The organism is Streptococcus oralis, from assembly GCF_003943385.1.
GTDB lineage: Bacteria > Bacillota > Bacilli > Lactobacillales > Streptococcaceae > Streptococcus > Streptococcus oralis_CA.
The window spans coordinates 38216-62444 of the sequence record NZ_RJPI01000012.1 but is presented as its reverse complement, the minus strand read 5'-3'; the positions used below and the strand labels follow the sequence as shown (position 1 = coordinate 62444).

Below are 24229 nucleotides of genomic sequence, written 5' to 3'. Positions count from 1 at the left end.
CTTAGCAATTTAAATCTAACAAAAATAGACAGATTCTAGAGAATATCATTCTTAGATATTTCAAAGTATTTAGATAGTTGAACACGGGCTAAATTCCTAGTGAAAAAGATAGATTTCCTGGTGTGCATCGCACACTGCGTCAATCTCCTATTTTCATACGGAATTCTTTACGCCCTTTGTATCCTGATTTTTGTAGGCAAGGCGTATAATTTCATCAATCCAAAGGGGATTAAAATGACTAAACAAGTGTTTCAAACGACTTTTGCGGGTCGTGAGTTAATCGTAGAGACTGGTCAGGTTGCTAAGCAAGCAAATGGCTCGGTTGTTGTTCGTTACGGTGAGTCAACTGTCTTGATTGCTGCCGTAATGTCTAAGAAGATGGCAACTGGGGATTTCTTCCCTCTTCAAGTCAACTACGAAGAAAAAATGTATGCGGCTGGGAAGTTTCCTGGTGGCTTTATGAAACGTGAAGGACGTCCTTCAACAGATGCGACTTTGACAGCGCGTTTGATTGACCGTCCAATCCGTCCAATGTTCGCGGAAGGTTTCCGTAACGAAGTGCAAGTCATCAATACGGTTCTTTCTTATGATGAAAATGCCTCTGCTCCAATGGCGGCTATGTTTGGATCATCCTTGGCTCTTTCTATCTCAGATATTCCATTTGACGGACCTATTGCTGGGGTACAAGTGGGCTATGTAGATGGCCAAATCATCATCAACCCTAGTCAAGAACAAGCAGAGCAATCTCTTCTTGAATTGACAGTAGCTGGTACCAAGCACGCTATCAACATGGTTGAGTCTGGTGCCAAAGAATTGTCAGAAGAAATCATGTTGGAAGCCCTTCTGAAAGGACACGAAGCTGTCAAAGAATTGATTGCCTTCCAAGAAGAAATCGTTGCTGCAGTCGGTAAGGAAAAAGCAGAAGTGGAATTGCTTCATGTAGATGCTGACTTGCAGGCTGAAATCATTGCAGCCCACAACAGTGACCTCCAAAAAGCGGTCCAAGTAGAAGAAAAATTGGCTCGTGAAGCTGCAACTCAAGCAGTTAAAGACCAAGTAACCTCTGTTTACGAAGAAAAATATGCAGACCACGAAGAATTTGACCGTATCATGCGTGATGTGGCTGAAATTTTGGAACAAATGGAACACGCTGAAGTGCGCCGTTTGATCACAGAAGATAAGGTTCGTCCTGACGGTCGTAAGGTCAATGAAATCCGTCCTTTGGATGCGGTTGTTGACTTCCTACCTCGTGTACACGGTTCAGGTCTCTTTACTCGTGGGCAAACTCAAGCCCTTTCAGTTTTGACCTTGGCTCCGATGGGAGAAACTCAAATCATCGATGGTTTGGACCCAGAGTACAAGAAACGCTTTATGCACCACTATAACTTCCCGCAATACTCAGTAGGTGAAACAGGTCGTTATGGTGCACCAGGTCGTCGTGAAATCGGTCACGGAGCTCTTGGTGAGCGTGCTCTTGCTCAGGTCTTGCCAAGTTTGGAAGAATTCCCATACGCGATCCGCTTGGTAGCAGAAGTCTTGGAATCAAATGGTTCTTCTTCTCAAGCTTCTATCTGTGCGGGTACTCTTGCCCTTATGGCTGGTGGTGTGCCAATCAAGGCGCCAGTAGCTGGTATTGCTATGGGTCTCATCTCCGACGGAAATAACTACACAGTATTGACAGATATCCAAGGTTTGGAAGACCACTTTGGAGACATGGACTTCAAGGTTGCCGGTACTCGTGACGGGATTACAGCCCTTCAAATGGATATCAAGATCCAAGGAATTACTGCAGAAATCTTGACAGAAGCCCTTGCTCAAGCCAAGAAAGCTCGTTTTGAAATCCTTGATGTCATCGAAGCGACTATTCCAGAAGTGCGTCCAGAATTGGCTCCAACTGCTCCAAAAATTGATACTATCAAGATTGATGTCGACAAGATCAAGATTGTCATCGGTAAGGGTGGAGAAACCATCGACAAGATTATCGCTGAAACAGGCGTTAAGATTGATATCGACGAAGAAGGTAATGTATCTATCTACTCTAGCGACCAAGATGCCATCAATCGTACTAAAGAAATTATCGCTGGTTTGGTTCGTGAAGCCAAAGTGGATGAAGTTTACCATGCTAAGGTTGTTCGTATCGAGAAATTTGGTGCCTTTGTCAACCTCTTTGATAAGACAGATGCACTTGTGCACATTTCTGAAATGGCTTGGACTCGTACCAACCGTGTCGAGGATTTGGTAGCTATCGGTGATGAAGTCGATGTTAAGGTTATCAAGATTGATGAAAAAGGCCGTATCGATGCCTCTATGAAAGCTCTTCTTCCTCGTCCGTCAAAACCTGAGCATGATGAAAAAGGCGAAAAGTCTGAGCGACCTCACCGTCCACGTCATCACAAGGACCACAAACCTAAGAAAGAAGTTACAGAAACACCAAAAGATTCAGAATAAGAAAAGGAGAAATGTATGGGATGGTGGCGCGAAACCATTGATATTGTAAAAGAAAATGATCCAGCGGCACGCAACAGTTTGGAAGTTTTGCTGACTTATCCAGGTGTCAAGGCCTTAGCTGCTCACCGTCTCTCGCATTTTCTCTGGAATCATGGCTTCAAACTCCTGGCTCGAATGCACAGTCAGTTTTGGCGCTTTTGGACCCAAATCGAAATTCATCCGGGTGCCCAGATTGACTCAGGTGTTTTTATCGACCATGGTTCAGGTCTGGTGATTGGAGAGACCGCGATTGTTGAAAAAGGCGTTCTTCTCTATCACGGAGTGACACTTGGTGGAACAGGGAAGGATGTTGGCAAACGCCATCCGACCGTTCGAAAGGGAGCTCTCATATCGGCTCATGCCCAAGTTATTGGACCGGTGGAAATCGGCGAAAATGCCAAAGTTGGTGCAGCAGCAGTTGTTGTGGCAGATGTGCCTAGTGATGTGACCGTAGTTGGAATCCCTGCCAAGATTGTGCGCGTCCACGGTCAGAAAGACGAGCCGACCATCCACGAGGTGGAAGAACAGCGAGAATATTATCTGGACAAGCTGGAGCATGCCCGCGAAGCCAGCCACCATTCGTCGGAGCTCTAAGAAAGACTTGTTTTGAACAGTAACAAGACATCTTACGGAGGTCTTGTCAAGGAATGCTTTAGCAAACTGTAACCCAATAGAAAAGATGAAAGAGGCTTTGCTGAAGTCCTAAAGAAAGAGAAGTTATGTTATTAGAGGAATTCGAAGATGTAGCTGGGGTTGTTGAGCCAACAGATAGGCAGATTATGGACAAGGGTGAGGTTTGTGAAACTATCATCCTGTCCTTTAATGGCGAAATTCTGAAACGTTTGATTGAGTCAGAAAAAGTCTATCAAGGAGGCTATTTAAAAAATCTTAACGGTCAATTCCCTTGGTATGTATATAATTATGATGGAAATCAAGTTGCGGTCATGACTGCGCTTATTGGAGCTCCATCAGTGATTGGCCAACTGGAGGAGTTGGCGGCCAGAGGCTTCAAGAATTTCATCATTCTAGGTTCTTGTGGCGTTTTGGATCGCTCAATTGAGGCGGACAAGATTATCCTGCCGGCTGCTGCTTTGCGAGATGAAGGCACTAGCTACCACTATGCTCCACCGGGTGATGAAGTCGCCTATGACGAATCCCTGTTGATTAAGCTGGAAGCCATTTTTGATAAGCACAATATCGAGCATATCCGCACCAAGTCTTGGACGACTGATGCCTTTTATCGGGAAACGCCTGATAAGGTCAAGCGTCGCTTGGCTGCTGGAGCCAAAGTGGTGGATATGGAAGCTTCAGCTATCATGGCTTGGAGTCAATTTCGACAAGCCAAGGTTTATCAGTTTTTCTACACGGCTGATTATGTTGACCATCACAATCATGAGTGGGATGCAAGACATGAAGAGCGGACAGCTGATGCCATGACTTTTTTCACTATCGCTTTGACAATAGCAAAGGAACTAGAAAGGTAACTACAAGAATGGCAGTATATTTTTACGGCTGTATCACCATGGATGGCTACTTGGCAGACAGCCAGCACAGGATAGACTGGCTGCATCAGCTTGGTTCTGTAGAGGATACAGGCTATGATGACTTTTACAGGCAAATGGATATCACCATCATGGGCAAGCGGACCTTTGAGGAAATCCAAGATTTGCAAGATGTAGAAAGTTTTTATCAAGCTACGGAAAACTATGTCTTTACGCATGATAGGCACCTGCCTGTCAGCAATTACCAGCCAGTAGCTGGGGATGTGGTGGACTTTGTCCACCAGATTGACAAAGGAAAAAATGTCTTTGTGATTGGTGGTAATTCCTTGGTAGGACCGCTCTTGGATGCGGATCTTTTCGACCACCTCATTATTCAGATAGCGCCCCTTATCCTAGGAAAGGGGGTTCCCCTCTTTACCCAAGAGGAAGGGCAGCGCTTTTACCAACTGGATAGCCTCAGACAATTTGGCCCTTTTGCAGAGCTGGTTTTCAGCCGAAAAAGTCAGAAATAGAGAAGGGAGTGGACCGTGTGATTAAAATTTACGACACCATGTCTCGTGATTTACGAGAATTTGTCCCAATCGAGGACGGTAAGGTTAAGATGTATGTCTGTGGGCCAACCGTCTACAACTATATCCATGTGGGGAATGCCCGATCGACGGTAGCCTTTGATACCATTCGTCGCTACTTTGAATACCGTGGCTACGAAGTTGCCTATATTTCAAATTTCACGGATGTGGATGATAAGATTATCAACCGTGCCAGGGAAGAAGGCATCACGCCTCAGGAGGTTGCGGACAAGTACATCGCGGCCTTTCGTGAGGATGTGACGGCCTTGGGCGTGAAACCTGCGACTCGCCATCCGCGTGTAGTAGAGTTTATGGAGGACATCATTCGTTTTGTCGCTGACTTGATTGAAAAAGGTTATGCTTACGAGAGTCAAGGGGATGTTTACTTCCGTGTGGAAAAATCCCACAACTATGCCAAGTTAGCCAATAAAACCTTGGAAGATTTGGAGCTGGGTGCTTCTGGTCGGACAGATGAGGAGACCGCTCGCAAGGAAAATCCAGTTGACTTTGCTCTCTGGAAGGCGGCTAAGCCGGGCGAGATTTCCTGGGACAGTCCTTGGGGAGCAGGCCGTCCGGGCTGGCATATTGAGTGTTCGGTCATGTCGACAGAAATTTTGGGCGATACCATTGATATCCACGGTGGTGGAGCCGATCTCGAGTTTCCTCATCACACCAATGAAATTGCCCAGTCAGAGGCCAAAACAGGTAAGACCTTTGCCAACTACTGGATGCACAATGGCTTTGTCAATATCGACAATGTCAAGATGTCCAAGTCCTTGGGGAACTTTATCACTGTTCATGATGCCCTCAAAACCATCGATGGCCAAGTGCTTCGTTTCTTCTTTGCCACTCAGCATTACCGCAAGCCAATCAACTTTACGGAAAAAGCTGTTCGCGATGCCGAGACCAACCTCAAGTATCTGAAAAACACCTATGAACAACCATTTACTGGAAATGTAGATGCCCAAGAGTTACAAGCATTTAAAGATAAGTTTGTAGCGGCTATGGATGAGGACTTTAACTCTGCCAACGGTATCACAGTAGTCTTTGAAATGGCCAAGTGGATTAACTCAGGTAACTATGATGCTGCTGTCAAGCAAGCTCTTGCGACTATGTTAGAGGTCTTTGGTATTGTCTTTGTCGAAGAAGATTTGAATGCAGAAATCGAAGCCTTGATCCAAAAACGCCAAGAAGCGCGTGCCAATCGTGACTTTGCGACAGCAGACCAAATCCGTGACCAACTGGCTGCTCAAGGCATTAAACTACTGGATACAAAAGATGGAGTGAGGTGGACTCGTGATTGATGTCAATCTCATTAACGGGATTGCTCTAGCTTTTGAAGGGGATGCGGTTTACTCCATGTATATTCGTCGCCACCTCATCCTTAAAGGCATGACCAAGCCCAACAAACTCCATCAAGAAGCGACCAAGTATGTCTCAGCAAAGGCTCAGGCTCGCCTGATTTCCCTCATGTTGGAGGAGCAAGTCCTGACGGAAAAAGAAGAAGAAATCTATAAACGCGGTCGCAATACCAATAGCCACACAAAGGCTAAAAATGCAGATGTCGTGACTTACCGCATGTCTACAGGTTTTGAAGCAGTGATGGGCTATCTCCATCTGACTGAAAATGTGGAGCGTCTAGAGACCATAATTGCTTGGTGCATCCAAAAAGTGGAGGGCTAGGATATGATTGCAAAAGAACTACAGGACTGGTTTCCTGAGGCTCAGATTTCAGATCAGCCAGTAGAGAAACCAGGCTATCTCACTCTCCCTTTAGCCTCTCAGCAGTGGATTTTACTGGAGGAAGCTGGGCTCAGCGAGCGTGAAAAGCAGCTGGTTGCCCTTTTGACTCAGCAGGAGCAGGCTCGTTCACTCAATCCTTGGTATCCCTATCTGATTGAGGGGAAGGGGCAGGCACCGCAAGCTTTCAAAAAGATTCAGCTGGCTTATTGCCATCTTTCCTATTTCCAACAGGAAAATCTATCCTCTTGGCTAGACATGATGCGGACTCTTTTTCCCAACTGCCAAACAGTGCTACAGGTCGGGGCTCAGGATTATGTTTTCGTGCTTCAACAAGATAAGTACACCTCTGTACGATCAATTTTATCTGATACGATTGAAGCAGTTGAGTATGACTTTGGTCTTCGTCTGTCTATCATGTTGGGGCAGGTGTGGTTTCAGACAGGCCCTCAAGCCCTATCAGACTTGATCAAAGCAGAGCGAGACTTGTTTAAGACTTGGTGGCGTCAGGGTCACCAAGGTGTTCATGCTTTTTCACAGCTCTATCTTTGGAGTATGGGAGAAAGACTAGTGGACCTGAGGGTCATTAAAGAATGCCTGCACCAGATGATCTTGGATCAGGATCAGATTCAGGAAATCATTCTCTCCCTTTGGGAAAATAGTGCTGTCTTAACTAAAACAGCCCAGCAACTCTATCTGCATCGCAATTCTCTTCAATACAAGATTGACAAATGGGAAGAATTGACAGGACTTCAGTTGAAGGAGTTGACGGATCTCACCTTGTGTTATCAGTTGATTTTACCAGATATTCTCTAAAGTTTTGTGCAAGTTGCACAGAACTTTTTAATTTTTTTGGTCACCTTGCCATAGAAATGTAAAGCGTTTTCATCTATAATAAAACTATCAAAAGACAGAAGGAGTTCACCTCGATGGTAGAATTAAATCTTAAAAACATCTACAAAAAATATCCAAACAGCGAACACTACTCAGTTGAAGACTTCAACTTGGACATCAAAGACAAAGAATTTATCGTTTTCGTAGGTCCTTCAGGATGTGGTAAATCAACAACTCTTCGTATGATTGCTGGTCTTGAAGACATCACAGAAGGTACTGCATCTATCGATGGCGTGGTTGTCAATGACGTAGCTCCAAAAGACCGTGACATCGCTATGGTATTCCAAAACTACGCTCTTTATCCACACATGACTGTGTATGACAACATGGCTTTCGGTTTGAAATTGCGTAAATACAGCAAGGAAGACATCGATAAACGTGTGCAAGAAGCAGCAGCAATCCTTGGTTTGAAAGAATTCTTGGATCGTAAACCTGCTGACCTTTCAGGTGGTCAACGTCAACGTGTTGCCATGGGTCGTGCCATCGTCCGTGATGCAAAAGTATTCTTGATGGACGAACCTTTGTCAAACTTGGATGCCAAACTTCGTGTATCTATGCGTGCTGAAATTGCGAAAATCCACCGCCGTATCGGAGCTACAACTATCTACGTAACTCACGACCAAACAGAAGCAATGACTCTTGCTGACCGTATCGTTATCATGTCAGCAACTAAGAACCCTGCTGGTACAGGTACTATCGGACGTGTTGAACAAATCGGTACACCTCAAGAAGTTTACAAAAACCCAGTTAACAAGTTCGTTGCAGGATTCATCGGAAGCCCAGCTATGAACTTCATCAACGTGAAATTGGTTGGTAGCGAAATTGTTTCTGACGGTTTCCGCTTGAAAGTTCCAGAAGGTGCTTTGAAAGTTCTTCGTGAAAAAGGCTACGAAGGAAAAGAATTGATCTTCGGTATTCGTCCAGAAGATGTGAATGCAGAACCTGCTTTCCTTGAAACATTCCCAGAATCAGTTGTCAAAGCTACTATTTCAGTATCAGAATTGCTTGGTTCAGAATCTCACCTTTACTGCCAAGTTGGTAAAGATGAATTTGTTGCAAAAGTGGATGCTCGTGACTACTTGCAAACAGGTGCAACGGTTGAACTTGGATTCGACTTGAACAAAGCACACTTCTTTGACGTAGAAACTGAGAAAACAGTTTACTAAGATAAATAAAATAACAAAGCACTGCAGAGTCTCTCTTGCAGTGCTTTTTCTTTTAAATGCTTAGTCTAGGCATGAAAACAGGCTTTTCTAGTTTTAATATTCTTAAAAAAGTGATAAAATGGTAGGAAGAATTGGAGAGAATAAATGCCGAAAGAAGTGAATTTGACGGGCGATGAGGTTGTCGCTTTAACGCAAAAATATTTATCGAAAGAAGATGTTGCTTTTGTACATAAAGCCTTGGTTTACGCAGTTGAATGCCATAGCGGTCAATATCGTAAATCTGGCGAGCCCTATATTATTCATCCCATTCAGGTGGCAGGGATTTTAGCCAAGCTCAAGCTAGATGCCGTGACAGTTGCCTGTGGTTTTTTGCATGACGTGGTTGAAGATACGGATGCGACACTGGATGATTTAGAGCAAGAGTTTGGTCATGATGTTCGCATTATTGTTGATGGGGTGACTAAGCTTGGTAAGGTCGAGTACAAATCAATCGAGGAGCAATTAGCGGAAAATCACCGTAAGATGCTCATGGCCATGTCTGAGGATATCCGTGTTATCTTGGTCAAACTATCTGACCGCTTGCATAATATGAGAACGCTTAACCACCTACGAAAAGACAAGCAAGAACGTATCTCCAGAGAAACCATGGAAATTTACGCACCACTTGCTCATCGTCTGGGGATTTCCAGCGTCAAGTGGGAGTTAGAAGACTTGTCCTTCCGATATCTCAATCCAACTGAGTTTTACAAGATTACTCACATGATGAAGGAAAAACGCAGAGAGCGTGAGGCTTTGGTCGATGAAGTAGTAACCAAGTTGGAGGAGTACACTTCCGAACGCAATCTAAAAGGGAAAATCTATGGCCGTCCCAAGCATATCTATTCAATCTATCGCAAGATGCAGGATAAGAAGAAACGCTTCGAGGAAATCTATGACCTGATTGCCATTCGTTGTATTTTAGAGACTCATAGTGATGTCTATGCCATGCTTGGCTATGTGCATGAGCTTTGGAAACCAATGCCTGGGCGTTTTAAAGATTATATCGCTAACCGTAAGGCCAATGGTTACCAGTCTATCCATACGACTGTCTATGGACCAAAAGGACCGATTGAATTCCAGATTCGTACTAAGGAAATGCACGAAGTTGCTGAGTACGGGGTTGCGGCTCACTGGGCTTATAAGAAAGGCATTAAAGGGCAGGTCAACAGCAAGGAATCTGCTATTGGGATGAACTGGATCAAGGAGATGATGGAGCTCCAAGACCAGGCTGATGATGCCAAAGAATTTGTGGACTCTGTTAAAGAAAACTATCTGGCGGAGGAGATTTACGTCTTTACTCCAGATGGTGCGGTTCGCTCCCTACCAAAAGATTCAGGACCGATTGACTTTGCCTATGAAATCCATACCAAAGTCGGTGAAAAAGCGACAGGTGCCAAGGTCAATGGCCGTATGGTTCCACTGACAACCAAGCTCAAGACAGGGGATCAGGTGGAAATTATCACCAACCCCAACTCCTTTGGTCCGAGTCGTGACTGGCTCAACATGGTCAAAACTAGCAAGGCACGCAACAAGATTCGTCAGTTCTTTAAAAATCAAGACAAGGAATTATCTGTAAACAAGGGCCGTGAAATGTTGATGGCCCAATTCCAAGAAAACGGCTATGTAGCTAATAAATTCATGGATAAGCGTCACATGGACGAGGTTCTTCAAAAGACCAGCTACAAGACAGAAGAGTCTCTCTTTGCGGCCATTGGTTTTGGAGAAATCGGTGCCATTACGGTCTTTAATCGTTTGACCGAAAAGGAACGCCGTGAGGAAGAGCGTGCCAAGGCCAAAGCGGAGGCAGAAGAGCTTGTCAAAGGTGGCGAAGTTAAGGTCGAAAACAAAGAAACTCTCAAGGTCAAGCATGAGGGTGGCGTGGTCATTGAAGGTGCTTCAGGACTCCTCGTTCGTATTGCCAAGTGTTGCAATCCAGTGCCGGGTGACGACATTGTCGGCTACATTACTAAGGGACGCGGTGTAGCTATTCACCGTGTGGACTGTATGAATCTCCGTGCCCAAGAAAACTACGAGCAACGTCTTCTTGATGTGGAGTGGGAAGATCAATTCTCAAGCAAGGAATACACTGCCCACATCGATATCTATGGTCTCAACCGTACAGGACTCTTAAATGATGTTCTGCAAGTTCTCTCCAACACAACCAAGAATATCTCAACCGTTAATGCTCAACCAACCAAGGATATGAAATTTGCTAATATCCATGTCTCATTTGGTATTTCCAACCTCTCTACACTGACCACAGTCGTGGATAAGATTAAGAGTGTGCCAGAGGTTTACTCTGTTAAACGGACTAATGGCTAATTGTCCTAGCTCTTACTAGAAAGGCTATTATGAAAATCATTATCCAACGGGTTAAAAAAGCTCAAGTCAGTATCGAAGGTCAGGTTCATGGAAAGATCAATCAGGGACTCTTATTGCTGGTCGGTGTTGGTCCAGAGGACCAAGAGGAAGATCTGGACTATGCTGTCCGAAAGCTCGTCAACATGCGAATTTTTTCTGATGCAGAAGGTAAGATGAATCTGTCTGTTAAGGATATTGAGGGCGCAATTCTTTCTATTTCTCAGTTTACCCTCTTTGCGGACACTAAGAAAGGCAATCGTCCCGCCTTTACAGGTGCAGCCAAGCCTGATATGGCATCAGATTTCTATGATGCTCTCAATCAAAAGCTAGCGCAAGAAGTGCCCGTTCAGACAGGCATCTTTGGAGCGGATATGCAGGTGGAGCTGGTCAATGATGGACCAGTCACCATCATTCTTGATACTAAAAATAGATAAGAAAACCAAGCCAGCTGGCTTGGTTTTTGTTTATAGACACTCCCATAAAGAGGTATGTTTGTTGTAAAAGTCTGGATAGTTTTCTCTTAGGTGGCTAGCCGTTATATAATATAAAGTAGAATGACAGGAAGTAAAGACTGGAGTAAGAGAGTAAAAATATTGAGGGCCAGTGATGGCTAAAAAGACAAATAATAGAAGGTCAACGGAGAGAATCTCTAAGTAGTAAAGGCGAATTTTTTTGTTCATCTGAGGATAAATCTCTGAGAAATGTTTTTTGAGTCGGAAGACCAAGCGAGACAGCAGTAGTCCCTGAGCAAGGATGAAAATGAAGCAAAAAATCAGGCCTCTCTCTAAAGAAAGTTCATATCGGGGTCTGAAAGTTACCAACAGTAGCAAATCGCTGACTGCAATGGCTGCAAAATGGATTCTAAAGAGTTTTTTCATAGGAAGACCTCCATCTTTTATCTAGCTTCATTCTACACCAAACGAATGGGACTTACAAGCAAAATAATAAAAAATCCCTGAAAGAAGTTTCTTTCAGGAATAAGGGGTTAGTTGATTTTTTCGACATAGAGTTGTTTGGCGATATCGATGCTAACTTGGAGGTCTTCACCTTTGTTGAACAGTGTAAAAGTATTGGAAAAATTATCAAACTGTTTGACTTGGAGTTGGTCACCGATATGAATTTCATGCTTTTCTAAGTATTTGAGTAGATCAAAGCTATCATGAACCCGAGTCAGGAGATAGGTTCCAGCCTCTTTAGTATCTGCTAGAGGTAGGTTGTTGATCTCAACCAAGAGTTCTCCTTTAGCAGGAATAGTTCCACCGTGGGGACAGGTTTGAGGGAAGCCAAGCAGTTTATCCAATCTCTCCACAAAGAGGTCAGAGACAGTGTGCTCTAGGACCTCAGCTTCTTCGTGGATTTGATCGCTGGTATAGTCTAGATGGTGAACTAGAAAGACTTCAATCAAACGGTGTTTACGATAAAGCTCAGAGACCAGTTTGAGCCCAATATCTGTCAATAGATAGCCATTCTCCTTGTCCTTGAGGATGAGATTTTCACTTTTCATGCGTTTGATCATCTCTGTTACGGCAGGTGGAGAGACCTGCATACGGGCAGCAATTTCTTTATTGGTGATTTTTTGCATTTCCGTACCGATTTCATAAATACACTTTAGGTAGTCTTCTTTATTTGGCGTCATTCGTTTCCTCTTGTCTTTTCTCTCCATCTAGTATATCAAAAAAAGCTAGATTTCTCTAGCTTTCTGGCATAATGGCTTTGATTTTAGTCCAGTTCTTTAACAGCGGCAATAGCAGCTTCAAAGTCTGGTTCCGTGTTAATGTTGTCAACGTATTCCACATAACGGATGACATTGTCAGCATCGAGAACAAAGACGGCACGCGCAAGGAGATGCCATTCGTTGATCAAGAGGGCATAATCACGTCCGAAAGAATGGTCGAAGTAGTCTGAAAGCATGATGGCATTGTCAAGGCCTTCAGCCCCACACCAGCGTCCTTGGGCAAAAGGTAGGTCCATAGATACTGTAAGAACGACGGTGTTGTCAAGGTTGGCTAGTTCTTGGTTGAATCGACGTGTTTGCGTTGAGCAGATGCCAGTATCGATAGAAGGGACAACACTCAAGACTTTTTTCTTTCCGTCAAAGTCGGCTAGAGTTTTTTTAGAGAGATCGGTTGTCGTAAGAGAAAAGTCAAGTGCCTTGTCTCCGACTTGCAGTTGTTTACCTGTAAAGGTTACAGGATTTCCGAGAAAAGTGGTCATGAAACTACTCCATTCTTTTTTCTTTTATTCTACCGAGAATTGTCAGATTTTTCCAATGATTTGACTGGAAAATGAAAACAAAAAAACGCCCGTTCATGTGAGAACGACGTTTTTTAATGGATTATTTTGCCAAACCTTCAGCAATCTTGTCAAGGTTGTATTTCATCATGTTGTAGTAGCTGTCGCCTTCTTTACCTTCTTCAGCGATTGAGTCAGTAAAGATTTGTGCGTAGATTGGGATATTTGTGTCTTGTGAAACAGTCTTCATTGGACGGTCATCGACACTTGATTCAACAAAGAGAGATGGAACTTTTGTTTGGCGAAGTTTTTCAACCAAGGTCTTGATTTGTTCAGGAGTACCTTCTTCTTCCGTGTTGATTTCCCAGATGTAGGCACTTGGGACACCGTAGGCTTTAGAGAAGTATTTGAAGCATCCTTCGCTGGTTACGATGAGTTTCTTTTCAGCAGGGATATTGTTAAATTTCTCTTTGGCTTCCTTGTCCAGTTTGTCTAGTTTCTCAGTATAGTCTTTGAGATTTTTTTCGTAGAATTCCTTGTTGCTAGGATCTTTTGCAATCAACTGTTTAGCGATATTTTTAGCATAAATCATCCCATTTTCAAGGTTGAGCCAAGCGTGTGGGTCTTCTTTGCCTTTCTCGTTTTGGCCTTCAAGGTAGATAACATCAACGTCTTCGCTGACTGCAAAGTAGTCTTTGTTTTCAGTTTTCTTGGCATTTTCGACCAATTTGGTAAACCAAGCATTGCCACCTGTTTCAAGGTTGATACCGTTATAGAAAATCAAATCAGCTTGAGAAGTTTTCTTAACGTCTTCAGGAAGTGGTTCGTATTCGTGTGGGTCTTGACCAACAGGAACGATACTGTGAAGGTCGATCTTGTCACCAGCGATATTCTTGGTAATATCAGCGATGATTGAGTTAGTCGCTACAACTTTTAGTTTTTGGTTTGTAGATGCTGTATCTTTTTTCCCGCTAGCACAGGCAGCTAATCCAATGATAGAAAGAAAAAGAACAAGCAAAGTACCTAATTTTTTCATTAGATTCCTCCAGAAGGGTTTCCCCGTTATTTAATGATTTTTTTGTTTTTCAGTTTCAAGTATCGTTGCTTAGGAGAGATAAAGAAACTGATTAGAAAGAAGCTGGCGGATGTGAGCACGATGCTGGATCCTGCTGCGAGATTGAAACTATAGCCGATAAAGAGCCCTACAACAGAAGCCAGAGCTCCTAGGCCTGAGGAAAGAAAAATCATGCTCTTTAGGCTATTAGCATAAAGGTAAGCCGTCGCAGCTGGGGTGATTAACATGGCCACGATAAGAATGGTTCCAACACTTTGCATGGCAGTGACTGACACAAGGGTCAAGAGCACCATGAGCAGATAGTGGTAGAAATTAACGGGCATTCCCATGGCTTTAGCCAGGAGCTCGTCAAAGGATGTAATCAATAGTTGTTTAAAGAAAATCCCGATAATCAAGAGAATCAATGCCCCCATACTAATGGTAACCCACATGTCCGTATCTTGGACAGCGAGGATATTCCCAAAAAGGATATGGAAGAGGTCTGTCGAACTCTTGGCAACACTAATCAAGATGACACCTAAGGCTAAGAAAGATGAAAAGGTAATACCAATGGCAGTGTCACTCTTGATGATAGAGTTTCCCTTGATGTAGGTAATGATGATGGAAGCCATCAAACCAAAGATGATCGCTCCAATAAAGAAATCAATTCCCAGGATAAAGGAAAGGGCTACGCCGGGCAAAACTGCGTGAGAGATGGCATCCCCCATGAGAGACATTCCACGCAGGATGATAAAACATCCCACAGCTCCAGCAACCACTCCGATGACAATAGCTGTGATCAAGGCGTTTTGTAGGAAATGGAAATTTTGCAATCCATTGATAAATTCTGCTATCATAGGTCACCTCCATTGAAAAAGAGTTTGCTACCATAAGCCTTTTTGAGATTGGCCTCGGTAAAGGTTTCTTCGGTCGGACCAAGGTCTATTAATTCTCGATTGAGAAGCAAAACTTGGTCGAAATAATGGGGGACTTTACTGAGGTCATGATGGACGATGAGAACTGTTTTACCAGCTTTTTTAAGGTCTCTCAGCGTATTCATGATAATCTCTTCACTAACCGAATCAATCCCGACAAATGGCTCATCTAGAAAGATGTAGTCAGCTTCCTGCACTAAGCAACGGGCAATCAAAACACGTTGGAATTGTCCTCCTGAGAGCTGGCTGATTTGGCGATCAGCATAGTCTGAAAGTCCAACGATTTCAAGTGCATCTGCCACTTTTTTCCAGTGGCTGGCCTTTAAAGTGTGAAAGAGCGGGATAGATGGATAGAGTCCCAGTGAGACACATTCCTTGACTTTGATAGGGAAATTGTAGTCGATATGGATTTTTTGCTCGACATAGGCAACTCGATTTAAAGATTTCTTGACTTCTTTGTCGTCGAGAAAGGCCTGACCTTCATGTGGGATAATTCCCAACATACCTTTTAATAAAGTTGATTTTCCAGCACCATTTGGACCAATAATTCCGGTAATCGTTGGTCCTTGGAGCACTAGTGAGATATCCTTTAGTGCCAACGTTTCTTTGTAGGAGACACTGAGGTGTTCAATACGTATCATAACAAATTCCTCCCTCCTGTATTTAATATACATTAAAAAAAAAATTAAGTCAAGTTAATTTTTTAAAAATTTAATAAAATAACAGTAAAATGAAAGATACAAGAAATTTATTTTTAATTGCATTCCCAAGTGTTTTTTGCTAAGCTAGGAATAAGTGAAAATATGAAAGCGAGAACAAGATGACACGTTATCAAGACGATTTTTATGATGCAATCAATGGAGAATGGGAAAAAACAGCTGTTATTCCAGCTGATAAATCTCGAACAGGTGGCTTTATTGACCTTGATGAGGAAATTGAAGAGTTGATGCTGGCAACTACGGACAAGTGGTTGGAAGGCGAAGATGTTCCAGAGGATGCTATCCTCTCAAACTTTGTTAAGTACCATCGTATGGTACGTGATTTTGACAAGAGAGAAGCAGATGGAATCAAGCCCGTTTTGCCAATGCTCAAGGAATACCTAGACTTGGAGAGCTTTGCAGATTTCACCAGCAAACTAGCAGAATTTGAACTAGCAGGCAAGCCAAACTTCCTTCCCTTTGGTGTATCACCAGACTTTATGGATGCCAGAACCAATGTTCTCTGGGCAAGTGCACCAGGGACGATTTTGCCAGATACGACTTACTACGCTGAAGACCATCCTCAGCGTGAGGAACTCTTGACTCTTTGGAAGGAAAGTACCACAAATCTTCTTAAAGCCTATGATTTTTCAGATGAGGAAATCGCAGATTTGTTAGAGAAGAGATTGGAATTGGACCGCCGTATCGCAGCAGTAGTCCTTTCAAACGAAGAAAGTTCAGAATATGCCAAACTCTATCATCCATACGCTTATGAAGACTTCAAGAAATTTGCCCCTGCCCTACCTTTGGATGATTTCTTCCAAGCCGTTCTTGGGCAAGTGCCTGACAAGGTTATCGTAGATGAGGAACGTTTCTGGCAAGCAGCGGATCAATTTTACAGTGAAGAAGCTTGGCCTCTACTTAAAGCAACCTTGATTTTGGCTGTGGTGAATCTTTCAACCAGCTATCTCACAGACGAGATTCGTGTCTTGTCAGGTGCCTACGGACGTGCCCTTTCAGGTGTTCCAGAAGCTCAGGATAAGGTTAAGGCTGCTTATCATTTGGCCCAAGGTCCTTTCAAGCAGGCTCTTGGTCTCTGGTATGCGCATGAAAAATTCTCCCCAGAAGCTAAGGCAGACGTAGAGAAAAAAGTAGCGACAATGATTGACGTTTATAAGGAACGCTTGGCTAAGAACGACTGGCTCACACCTGAAACGCGAGACAAGGCCATTGTCAAACTTAATGTCATCAAGCCTTATATTGGTTATCCAGAGGAATTGCCAGAACGCTACAAGGACAAAGTAGTGGATGAAACTGCCAGTCTCTTTGAGAATGCCCTAGCCTTTGCGCGTGTGGAAATCAAGCACAGCTGGAGCAAGTGGAACCAACCGGTTGACTACAAGGAGTGGGGAATGCCAGCTCACATGGTTAATGCCTACTACAATCCTCAGAAGAACTTGATTGTCTTCCCAGCGGCCATTTTGCAGGCTCCATTCTATGATTTGCATCAGTCGTCTTCTGCCAACTACGGTGGTATTGGTGCTGTTATTGCTCACGAGATTTCTCATGCCTTTGACACAAATGGCGCGTCCTTTGATGAAAATGGTAGCCTCAAGGATTGGTGGACTGAGAATGACTATGCTGCCTTCAAGGAAAAGACTCAGAAAGTTATCGACCAGTTTGATGGTCAAGAATCTTACGGAGCAAGGATCAACGGAAAACTAACCGTATCAGAAAATGTTGCCGACTTAGGAGGGATCGCTGCAGCCCTTGAAGCTGCCAAGAGAGAACCAGACTTCTCTGCTGAAGAATTCTTCCACAACTTTGCTCGTATCTGGCGCATGAAAGGTCGTCCGGAGTTGATGAAACTCATGGCTAGTGTCGATGTCCACGCGCCAGCTAAACTCCGTGTCAACATCCAAGTACCCAACTTCGATGACTTCTTTACAACTTATGATGTAAAAGAAGGCGACGGTATGTGGCGCGCACCAGAGGATCGTGTGATTATTTGGTAAGACTAAAACCAAGGATAGCATCCTTGGTTTTTTTGCTTGCTAGAAAAAGGGATTAAAAGTCTTTTCGTGAGCGATAGTCGTAGCTGGACCATGGCCGGGGTAGACGTCGTAGTTAGGAAGAGTGAAGAGTTGAGTCTGAATGCTATGGAGGAGTTGTTCCATGCTACCAGTAGGGAGGTCGGTCCGTCCGATGGTTTCGCGGAAAAGAGCATCTCCCGTCAAGACTAGATGGGCATCAGGAAAGACTAGGGAAACACCACCGATAGAGTGGCCTGGGGTTGGTAGAGCAGTAAAACGGAATTCTTCAAGCTGGTATTCTTCATGAAAAACAAAGGTGTGCTCAGCAGGTTTTGAGACCACATCTTCCATGTCATCATGTCGAGGGAGACCAGAGAGATTATCTACAGGTGTATAAAGCCAAGATGCTTCACTCTCTGCTACATAAACTGGGGGATTTCCAAAAGTATCTCTGACCAAGTCAAGACTCATAATATGGTCGTAGTGGGTGTGGGTCAGCAGAATCGCGCAGACTGGTTTGTTGATTTTCTCGATGGTCTTGCGAATGGCTTCCCAATGGCTACCTGGGTCAACCACAATCAGGTGATGGTCTCCCTCTATGTAGTAGGTGTTTTCATAGGCAACAGGATTGACAGTTTTATGGATTTTCATAGGATTTCCTCTCTCAAAGAATGTACTGATATCAGTATAACACAGAAGAGAAGGCTTAGGGTATTAGAAGTTCCGTCTTTTTTGATTCGTGGGCTGTATCTTTAGTTTCATTTTAAACCATTATAATTAAAAGTTTCAAAATGAAACCAGTCCACTTAAGTAAACACCTCATTAATACTGAATTTTTCAACTCTTAAATACTGAAACGGGTTAATCATTACTGAGTAGAAAAGAATGTCAAAAAAGGGAAGAACTGCCCCAAAGGTTAGAATTATCTGTCTAACTTTTTAGGGGCAGTACATCCAAGACTTTTTACTTATCCTTAGATAGAAAAGGGTTTTATCTTTAATTAATTATCATAAAATTGAGTTTTAAGCTTGCGGTTGGCTAAAATTGTTGATATAATGAAGGTATAAATTAATTTAAAGGAGATTCACATGGCTTTAATTCAATTAACACCAGAAGATCTACGTACATCTGCTCAAAAATACACTAGTGGTGCCGAAGAAGTAAGACAAGTTCTTCGTACATTAAGCAACGAACAAGAAACTATCAGAAGTAACTGGAAAGGTTCAGCTTTTGATAGCTTTGATCAACAGTTTACAGCATTGTCTCCAAAAATTGATGAGTTTGCGACCTTGCTTGATGAAATCAATGCACAGTTGCTTAAAGTTGCGGACATCGTTGAACAAACTGACCAAGATATTGCAGCACAAATTCATTAATTTGTTATAAGTGGCTTTAGGAGGGCGAGAGCCTTCCTATTTTTTATGACGGAGAAGATTTAAAGTAATATGAGGAAGAATAAAATTTTTAAATATATAGGAAGTAGTCTGTTAGCATTAGGATTGCTTGCACTAATGGTTTTTTTGAATCTATCTGTTCAAAAAAATACAACTATTCATAATGAGAATAGTGCAAAAACAAATCAACAGACCAAATTAAATGTGGCTATTGTAAATGAAGATAAGCCAGTCTATGTTGATACAAAAGAGTATAATCTGGGTGCTAGTTATGTAAAAAATATCGAGCGTGACAATTCACAAAATTGGTCTGTTGTGCCTCGTGGAGCCGCGGATGCTGGTCTAGAGAGTGGTAAGTATCAGCTCGTTCTAACTATTCCAAGTGATTTTTCTGAAAAAATACTCGATATTAACAGCATCAATGTTGATAAGACAACCATCAATTATAAGGTGAATGCGCAAGGAAATTTGCAAGTAGAAAATGATGCAAATAAACTAGCAAAAGACATTGTTGCTGATTTGAATGGTCAGTTAGTCGACATGTATATGGCTAGTATTTTGAACAACCTTTATACAGCACAAAAGAATGTTCAAGCTAGCTCGCAGATACAAGCAACCAACATCGGAAACTATCGTACGAACTTATATGGGACAGCTATCAATTCTAAAAATCTTTTCCCAACTCTCTATACGATGTCTAGTTCATCAGTTGACGCCAACAGTACTTTAAAGACAGGTTTGGAGAGCTACTCTCAGATTTTTGGTCATTTCGATGTTTCACAGATTGCCTATGGTGAAAAGTTTGGTACTCTGCTTAAGAATAGGGCCCTTGAGAAGGAAAATCATGCGGATGTTATCACTGGGCTCATCTCTAAGAGTCGAGAAGACGTTCAGAAGCAAGTTGAAGCTTATCAGAAATTAATTGAAGCTCAAGGCAGTCTGACTGCGAATATAGATGGAACAGCAGCATCCTCTGATGGTACGTCATCTGAAGTTGGACCTTCCTATAAAACAGTAGCAGAAAGCATCAGAAAAAAGATTGATAGTTTACAGACCAATCTAACAGATGAAAGAACCAAGTTTGAAAATCATAAAAAGGATATTCATAACTTTATTGATGAGAAATTAGCCACTTACTATGGAACAAGTGAGAAGAGCAAAATCACTCTTGATCAATTTTTGGATAAAGCTGCAAATAAGGACCTAGAGAAGGCTGAAGAATCTCTCAAAAAGCAGTTGGCTTCTGCAATCTCAGAATTACCAAAAGAAGATTTTAGTGGAAAAGAATTTAGTGGTTTTGGTATGACACCGATCACAATTCCTTCTGTAGACTATACATATTTAAAAACAATCAAAGAGCCTAGTGACGAAATCAATTCGACTGATTTGAAGAATTTGGAAAATCAGGCAATCACGAGTACGAGTGCTGTTGGACGAACAGGAACAAAGGCTAAGGTATCATGGAAAGCTGAAACAGGAGTGACAGTTCACTCAGTCACTTATGATGGCACACCGGTTGCCTTAGGCCAAGAGATTGATTTGAAGACTGGTGGGACTTTCAAAGTAGCCTATAGCGTTGCAGCTCCAACTCCAACTACAAGTTCAACTGGGACTCCAAGTCCAGCTCCAAAAGCAGAGCTAAAATCAATTGATATTTCCTTGAATGATGTCCAAGCAGCTAGTGCACCAGTAGATGTGTTAGCCGTTCAGAAAGCAGCAGTTTCTTACGGACAAAAGGTTCAGAAAATAGCTTCTGCCTACCAAAAGGTAGAAGCACTAAAACAAGCATACAATACCGTCAAAGGGTTAAAAAACAGTAATGTGTCTATGGCATTATCAGATATTTGGTTTGAAGCGATTAGTTCAAATCTGAAGAAGTATGAAGATAGCTTAACCACACCTGCTAGCGATACAGATACAGATGGTACTAAAGGGAAAGTAGATAAAGCCTTATCAGAATTGACTACTCTGAAGCCTGTTCTAGAAAAAAATGTGCAAGATATTTTGACTACCAATCAAGAATTGGATACCAAAATAAAGGACCAATTTGAGAAGTACAAACAGTTAAAAGAGAAACTAGAGAATTTAGAAAAAGCACAAGACGGAGGAAATAAAGCCTTTGAAGCTACTGATAATCAATTAGCTGCCCTAAATTCTGATTATGTAGCTCTCTTATCTGAAACTAAGGGTGTGAAGGAGTCTTCTCAAAGCAATGTTAAGGCGGCTGAGTCTGTTAATGAGACTTTAGGTAATTTCAATCGTGAATTGTCAAACGCTCAAACAAGTACTGAAAAGTTGTCTCAAGATGCTGACTCCTTGATGACGCAGTTTAATGAAGAATTGACTAATAATGGAAACTTTGTAGAATCCTTCGTGAAGGTTTTGAATAATGCCTATGAAAATGGGGTACCAAACGAAGTATTGCTGAACTTCTTATCCAACCCTGTTGCTCAAAATTCTACTTCAGTAAAAGCGACTGTCAATGTTTACCGTCCGTTTACATGGATTTTACTATTGGAGATTGTTAGTCTCTTTACAGCTTATCTATTTGCAACTCAAAATATTATTCGAAAAGTTAAAGATAAGTTCAAACTAGATAAGCTACATGATACGGATATTATGACAGTTGGGCTACTCTCTATTTTAGCTGTAGTAGTTGGTCTAGTAGTTGGTATTGTATCGAGTGCACAGCTTCATGTTGGCCGTGAATACCAACCGTCATGGGTCTTGCTGATTGTTTTAGCTACGTTAGTACTGATTCAAGGACAGTATTTATTGCTCAAACATTTCCGAGTGATTGGAATGGGTCTTGCCTTCTTTATGATGATTAGCTTTGTCTATCTATCGAATGCAATTGGGACAACGGCTAGTCTAACAGGCTTCCCAGCATTTATCAAACATCTCAATGCTTTATCAATATTAGAAGCTTTACTCTCAGGATATTTTGATGGGCAACCAGCAAACATTTTAGCATTTGTTGCAATGACGATTGTCGTGGCTGGATTACTTGTTATGAATATTTTTATCAAAGAAAGAAGCTTTTGGCCTCAAGTATTTCAAACTGAGAAAGAATAGGAAATGAAAAAAATAATTCTTTTACTTCTTACCTTAGTAGCATGTGCAGCAGTCTCAATGGCTGCTGCAGATGATTTGAAAGATAATAGTCTCCAGATTGATGACTCCCGACTTGAGAAGAAAGAGGGATTAAAATTTGGATTGCAATCTGAACAAATCAAGGAGCTTTTTAACGAAGCGACTCAAAAGAAGTTGCAAGATATACAGCAGTATCAAGAGGAACAGTTGATCACAGAAAGGGGCCAACTGTTTTCTGCTATACAGGGACCAGTTAAAAAAACTCCTGAAGAGCAGTTGTTTCAACCAAATTCAAAAAAAATAGCTAAATTTCAAACAAATATAGGCCAGGTAGAAAAAAGTGGATTAAGTGACTTTCTTCCAGAGATATTCTATATAGCATTAATTTTCTTGCTTTTTGGAGCAACCGCTGTGATGAGTTATCGTGTGATGGTAGAGGGAATGGATTAAACTTTTAGTAAATCTATCAAGGCAGCTTAGTGAGAAAGAAGACAAATCAGATACAGGAGGCATGTAAGAAGTGGAGCAACATATCAATATTACCCTACGCCTGAAAGAAAGGGATGTGGATATTCGTATTCCACGTCGGATTGAAGTGCGTCGATTAATCCGAGAAGTGGATACCATTTTTAATCCAGGTAAGAAGCGAAAAAAATATCAACTACGAGTTGTTAATAAGGGCTTGTTGCTTGATGAGGGTAAGTATCTGTCGGATTATCCAATGACGACAGGAGATTTAGTAGAGATAGAGGAGATATAGGTGACTGAGGAAAAATTTGTATTTGGTGAACAGCCATTTATCTATGAAAAAAATGAAACAACTTGGCAATTGAGCCTTAAGCGCTCAGATGTAGCGAGTCAGGATTTGCGGGAGCTCCTGCTTTTGGATTTGCATCATCCGCTCTTTTTGGAACAGACCATGGAGGCAGATGAGGATAGTGTGACGTTTAGGTATCAGCTAGAGCCTCATGGTCTTCGTTATGAAGAAGTGAAGAGCCGAACCATTTCAGAGCGGATTCGTTTGGCCCTAAACGTTTTTCGTTTAGAGGGAGCCTTGGAGTTGCCAGTGACCTTCCTTTTGCATCCAGCAAATCTCTTTATTACCAAGGATGCTCAGGCTAAGATTGCTTATCGTGGAATTCCTGATCTGATGGTTCCTCAAACAATATCCCCAGAAGATTTTTTACGTCAGGCTAAGTGTTTTACTGTAACTCTATTTAGGGATTTGGACTTTATGGACCTTTACAATGGTTCCTTGGAATTAGAGACCTTGCCAGACTTTTTAAATGACCTGTGTCAGGCAGATGACATTGCAACAGCAGTTGCTATTTTGGAACGATATTATGTAGAGAAATCTGCGAAAGAACAGGCGGATTTGGTCTTGGTTCCAAGTAGACGGCATCGTGTATTTAAGCTTGCGACGATTTGGTTGACAGCGAGTGTTGTTTTGTTAATCGTTCCACTCATCTATCTGATTTTTGTGCAAAATCCTTTCAAAGAAAAGATGTTGCAGGCAGATACGGCCTTTATCAAGGTGGATTACAGTGGTGTGATTACAGAGTTAGAAGGGATTTCCCCTTCCAGTCTTCCTAATACGCAAAAGTATGAGTTGGCCTATTCTTATATTCAGGGATTGGAATTTTCTTCAGACCAAAAGAAGGTCATCTTGAATAATGTTACCCTCAAGTCGGATGAACTGTACCTGACCTATTGGATTCAAGTTGGGCGTAATCGTTTTGAGGATGCCCTTGATACAGCGAAGCGGATCAATGACAGTGATTTGATTCTCTATGCTTTGACCCAAGAAATCAAGCAGGTTCGTGAGGATGGTCAGTTGTCAGGGAAGGATCGCGAAAGCAAATTGAATGCTTTGGAAAGCGAGTATAAGAAATACTGGGATAGTCGTAGCGCCCTCTTGACTAGTGAGTCTAGCTCAAGTGCGAACTCTGGTGCTTCCAGTCAAGCGGATAAGACATCTGAGACCAAGCCATCGTCAGAGAAAAAGCCTAGCGCTTCCTCAAGCAATTAAAGG

Annotated in this window: 23 protein-coding genes; 16 read left to right on the top strand and 7 right to left on the bottom strand. The window is 42.4% G+C overall.

Annotated elements, in window-relative coordinates:
* The first annotated feature begins 234 nt into the window (after window positions 1–234).
* The 10 genes from pnp to dtd all read left to right on the top strand — a co-directional run bounded on the left by pnp (window position 235) and on the right by dtd (window position 11192).
* Entirely contained in the window at window positions 235–2448 is a 2214-nt protein-coding gene (gene pnp / locus D8803_RS08580) for a polyribonucleotide nucleotidyltransferase (protein WP_131200843.1), read from the top strand.
* Between the two features lie 15 nt (window positions 2449–2463).
* Window positions 2464–3081 carry a serine O-acetyltransferase gene (cysE, locus tag D8803_RS08575; RefSeq protein WP_061417432.1) on the top strand — a complete coding sequence of 206 codons (618 nt, stop codon included), beginning with the start codon at window positions 2464–2466 and terminating at the stop codon, window positions 3079–3081.
* A 125-nt stretch (window positions 3082–3206) separates the two neighbouring features.
* Complete coding sequence (locus tag D8803_RS08570; RefSeq protein WP_131200842.1) at window positions 3207–3971, top strand: nucleoside phosphorylase; 765 nt, start codon at window positions 3207–3209, stop codon at window positions 3969–3971.
* A gap of 8 nt (window positions 3972–3979) precedes the next feature.
* Window positions 3980–4501: a dihydrofolate reductase family protein gene (locus tag D8803_RS08565; protein WP_000301974.1), complete on the top strand. Its 522-nt coding sequence runs from the start codon at window positions 3980–3982 to the stop codon at window positions 4499–4501.
* A gap of 17 nt (window positions 4502–4518) precedes the next feature.
* Window positions 4519–5862 carry a cysteine--tRNA ligase gene (cysS, locus tag D8803_RS08560; RefSeq protein WP_131200841.1) on the top strand — a complete coding sequence of 448 codons (1344 nt, stop codon included), beginning with the start codon at window positions 4519–4521 and terminating at the stop codon, window positions 5860–5862.
* Window positions 5855–6241 carry a Mini-ribonuclease 3 gene (locus D8803_RS08555; protein WP_131200840.1) on the top strand — a complete coding sequence of 129 codons (387 nt, stop codon included), beginning with the start codon at window positions 5855–5857 and terminating at the stop codon, window positions 6239–6241. Before cysS ends, D8803_RS08555 begins: the two co-directional genes overlap by 8 nt.
* Window positions 6242–6244: 3 nt before the next feature.
* Window positions 6245–7114, top strand: coding sequence for a helix-turn-helix domain-containing protein (locus D8803_RS08550; protein ID WP_131200839.1), 870 nt, complete (start codon window positions 6245–6247; stop codon window positions 7112–7114).
* Window positions 7115–7227: 113 nt separating this feature from the next.
* Window positions 7228–8358 (top strand): ABC transporter ATP-binding protein, encoded by a 1131-nt coding sequence (locus D8803_RS08545; protein WP_000229945.1) that lies wholly within the window; start codon window positions 7228–7230, stop codon window positions 8356–8358.
* Window positions 8359–8502: 144 nt separating this feature from the next.
* A complete protein-coding gene (locus D8803_RS08540) occupies window positions 8503–10719 on the top strand; it encodes a RelA/SpoT family protein (protein WP_131200838.1) in 2217 nt (738 codons plus the stop codon).
* A 29-nt stretch (window positions 10720–10748) separates the two neighbouring features.
* Complete coding sequence (gene dtd / locus D8803_RS08535; protein WP_131200837.1) at window positions 10749–11192, top strand: D-aminoacyl-tRNA deacylase; 444 nt, start codon at window positions 10749–10751, stop codon at window positions 11190–11192.
* A gap of 30 nt (window positions 11193–11222) precedes the next feature.
* Here dtd and D8803_RS08530 read toward each other — a convergent pair whose 3' ends face one another.
* The 6 genes from D8803_RS08530 to D8803_RS08505 all read right to left on the bottom strand — a co-directional run bounded on the left by D8803_RS08530 (window position 11223) and on the right by D8803_RS08505 (window position 15620).
* Window positions 11223–11636: a hypothetical protein gene (locus D8803_RS08530; RefSeq protein ID WP_131200836.1), complete on the bottom strand. Its 414-nt coding sequence runs from the start codon at window positions 11634–11636 to the stop codon at window positions 11223–11225.
* A gap of 107 nt (window positions 11637–11743) precedes the next feature.
* Window positions 11744–12394 (bottom strand): metal-dependent transcriptional regulator, encoded by a 651-nt coding sequence (locus D8803_RS08525; protein ID WP_131200835.1) that lies wholly within the window; start codon window positions 12392–12394, stop codon window positions 11744–11746.
* Window positions 12395–12477: 83 nt separating this feature from the next.
* A complete protein-coding gene (gene tpx / locus D8803_RS08520) occupies window positions 12478–12972 on the bottom strand; it encodes a thiol peroxidase (protein ID WP_084946382.1) in 495 nt (164 codons plus the stop codon).
* A 121-nt stretch (window positions 12973–13093) separates the two neighbouring features.
* Entirely contained in the window at window positions 13094–14026 is a 933-nt protein-coding gene (locus D8803_RS08515; RefSeq protein ID WP_131200834.1) for a metal ABC transporter substrate-binding protein, read from the bottom strand.
* A gap of 26 nt (window positions 14027–14052) precedes the next feature.
* A complete protein-coding gene (locus tag D8803_RS08510) occupies window positions 14053–14901 on the bottom strand; it encodes a metal ABC transporter permease (RefSeq protein ID WP_084946380.1) in 849 nt (282 codons plus the stop codon).
* The gene (locus D8803_RS08505; RefSeq protein ID WP_125394777.1) at window positions 14898–15620 is read right to left on the bottom strand and encodes a metal ABC transporter ATP-binding protein; all 723 of its coding nucleotides are present in this window, start codon (window positions 15618–15620) and stop codon (window positions 14898–14900) included. The genes D8803_RS08510 and D8803_RS08505 overlap by 4 nt, the downstream gene beginning before the upstream one ends.
* A gap of 179 nt (window positions 15621–15799) precedes the next feature.
* Between D8803_RS08505 and D8803_RS08500 the strand changes: the two genes are divergently transcribed.
* Window positions 15800–17692, top strand: a complete 1893-nt coding sequence (locus D8803_RS08500; protein ID WP_131200833.1) for a M13 family metallopeptidase — start codon at window positions 15800–15802, stop codon at window positions 17690–17692.
* Window positions 17693–17731: 39 nt separating this feature from the next.
* Here the strand turns inward: D8803_RS08500 and D8803_RS08495 are convergent, their stop codons facing one another.
* On the bottom strand, window positions 17732–18361 hold the full coding sequence (locus D8803_RS08495) for an MBL fold metallo-hydrolase (RefSeq protein WP_038804851.1): 630 nt from the start codon (window positions 18359–18361) through the stop codon (window positions 17732–17734).
* 437 nt (window positions 18362–18798) lie between these two features.
* Here D8803_RS08495 and D8803_RS08490 point away from each other — a divergent pair, with 437 nt between their 5' ends.
* The 5 genes from D8803_RS08490 (at window position 18799) to essB (ending at window position 24226) form a co-directional block, all read left to right on the top strand.
* Window positions 18799–19086, top strand: a complete 288-nt coding sequence (locus D8803_RS08490) for a WXG100 family type VII secretion target (protein ID WP_001173990.1) — start codon at window positions 18799–18801, stop codon at window positions 19084–19086.
* A 69-nt stretch (window positions 19087–19155) separates the two neighbouring features.
* Entirely contained in the window at window positions 19156–22179 is a 3024-nt protein-coding gene (esaA, locus tag D8803_RS08485) for a type VII secretion protein EsaA (protein ID WP_125424711.1), read from the top strand.
* Between the two features lie 3 nt (window positions 22180–22182).
* Complete coding sequence (essA, locus tag D8803_RS08480; RefSeq protein WP_084973108.1) at window positions 22183–22647, top strand: type VII secretion protein EssA; 465 nt, start codon at window positions 22183–22185, stop codon at window positions 22645–22647.
* A 70-nt stretch (window positions 22648–22717) separates the two neighbouring features.
* The gene (locus D8803_RS08475; protein WP_000434882.1) at window positions 22718–22957 is read left to right on the top strand and encodes an EsaB/YukD family protein; all 240 of its coding nucleotides are present in this window, start codon (window positions 22718–22720) and stop codon (window positions 22955–22957) included.
* Complete coding sequence (gene essB, locus D8803_RS08470; protein WP_125424712.1) at window positions 22958–24226, top strand: type VII secretion protein EssB; 1269 nt, start codon at window positions 22958–22960, stop codon at window positions 24224–24226. It abuts the gene before it with no gap.
* The last annotated feature ends 3 nt before the right edge of the window (window positions 24227–24229 follow it).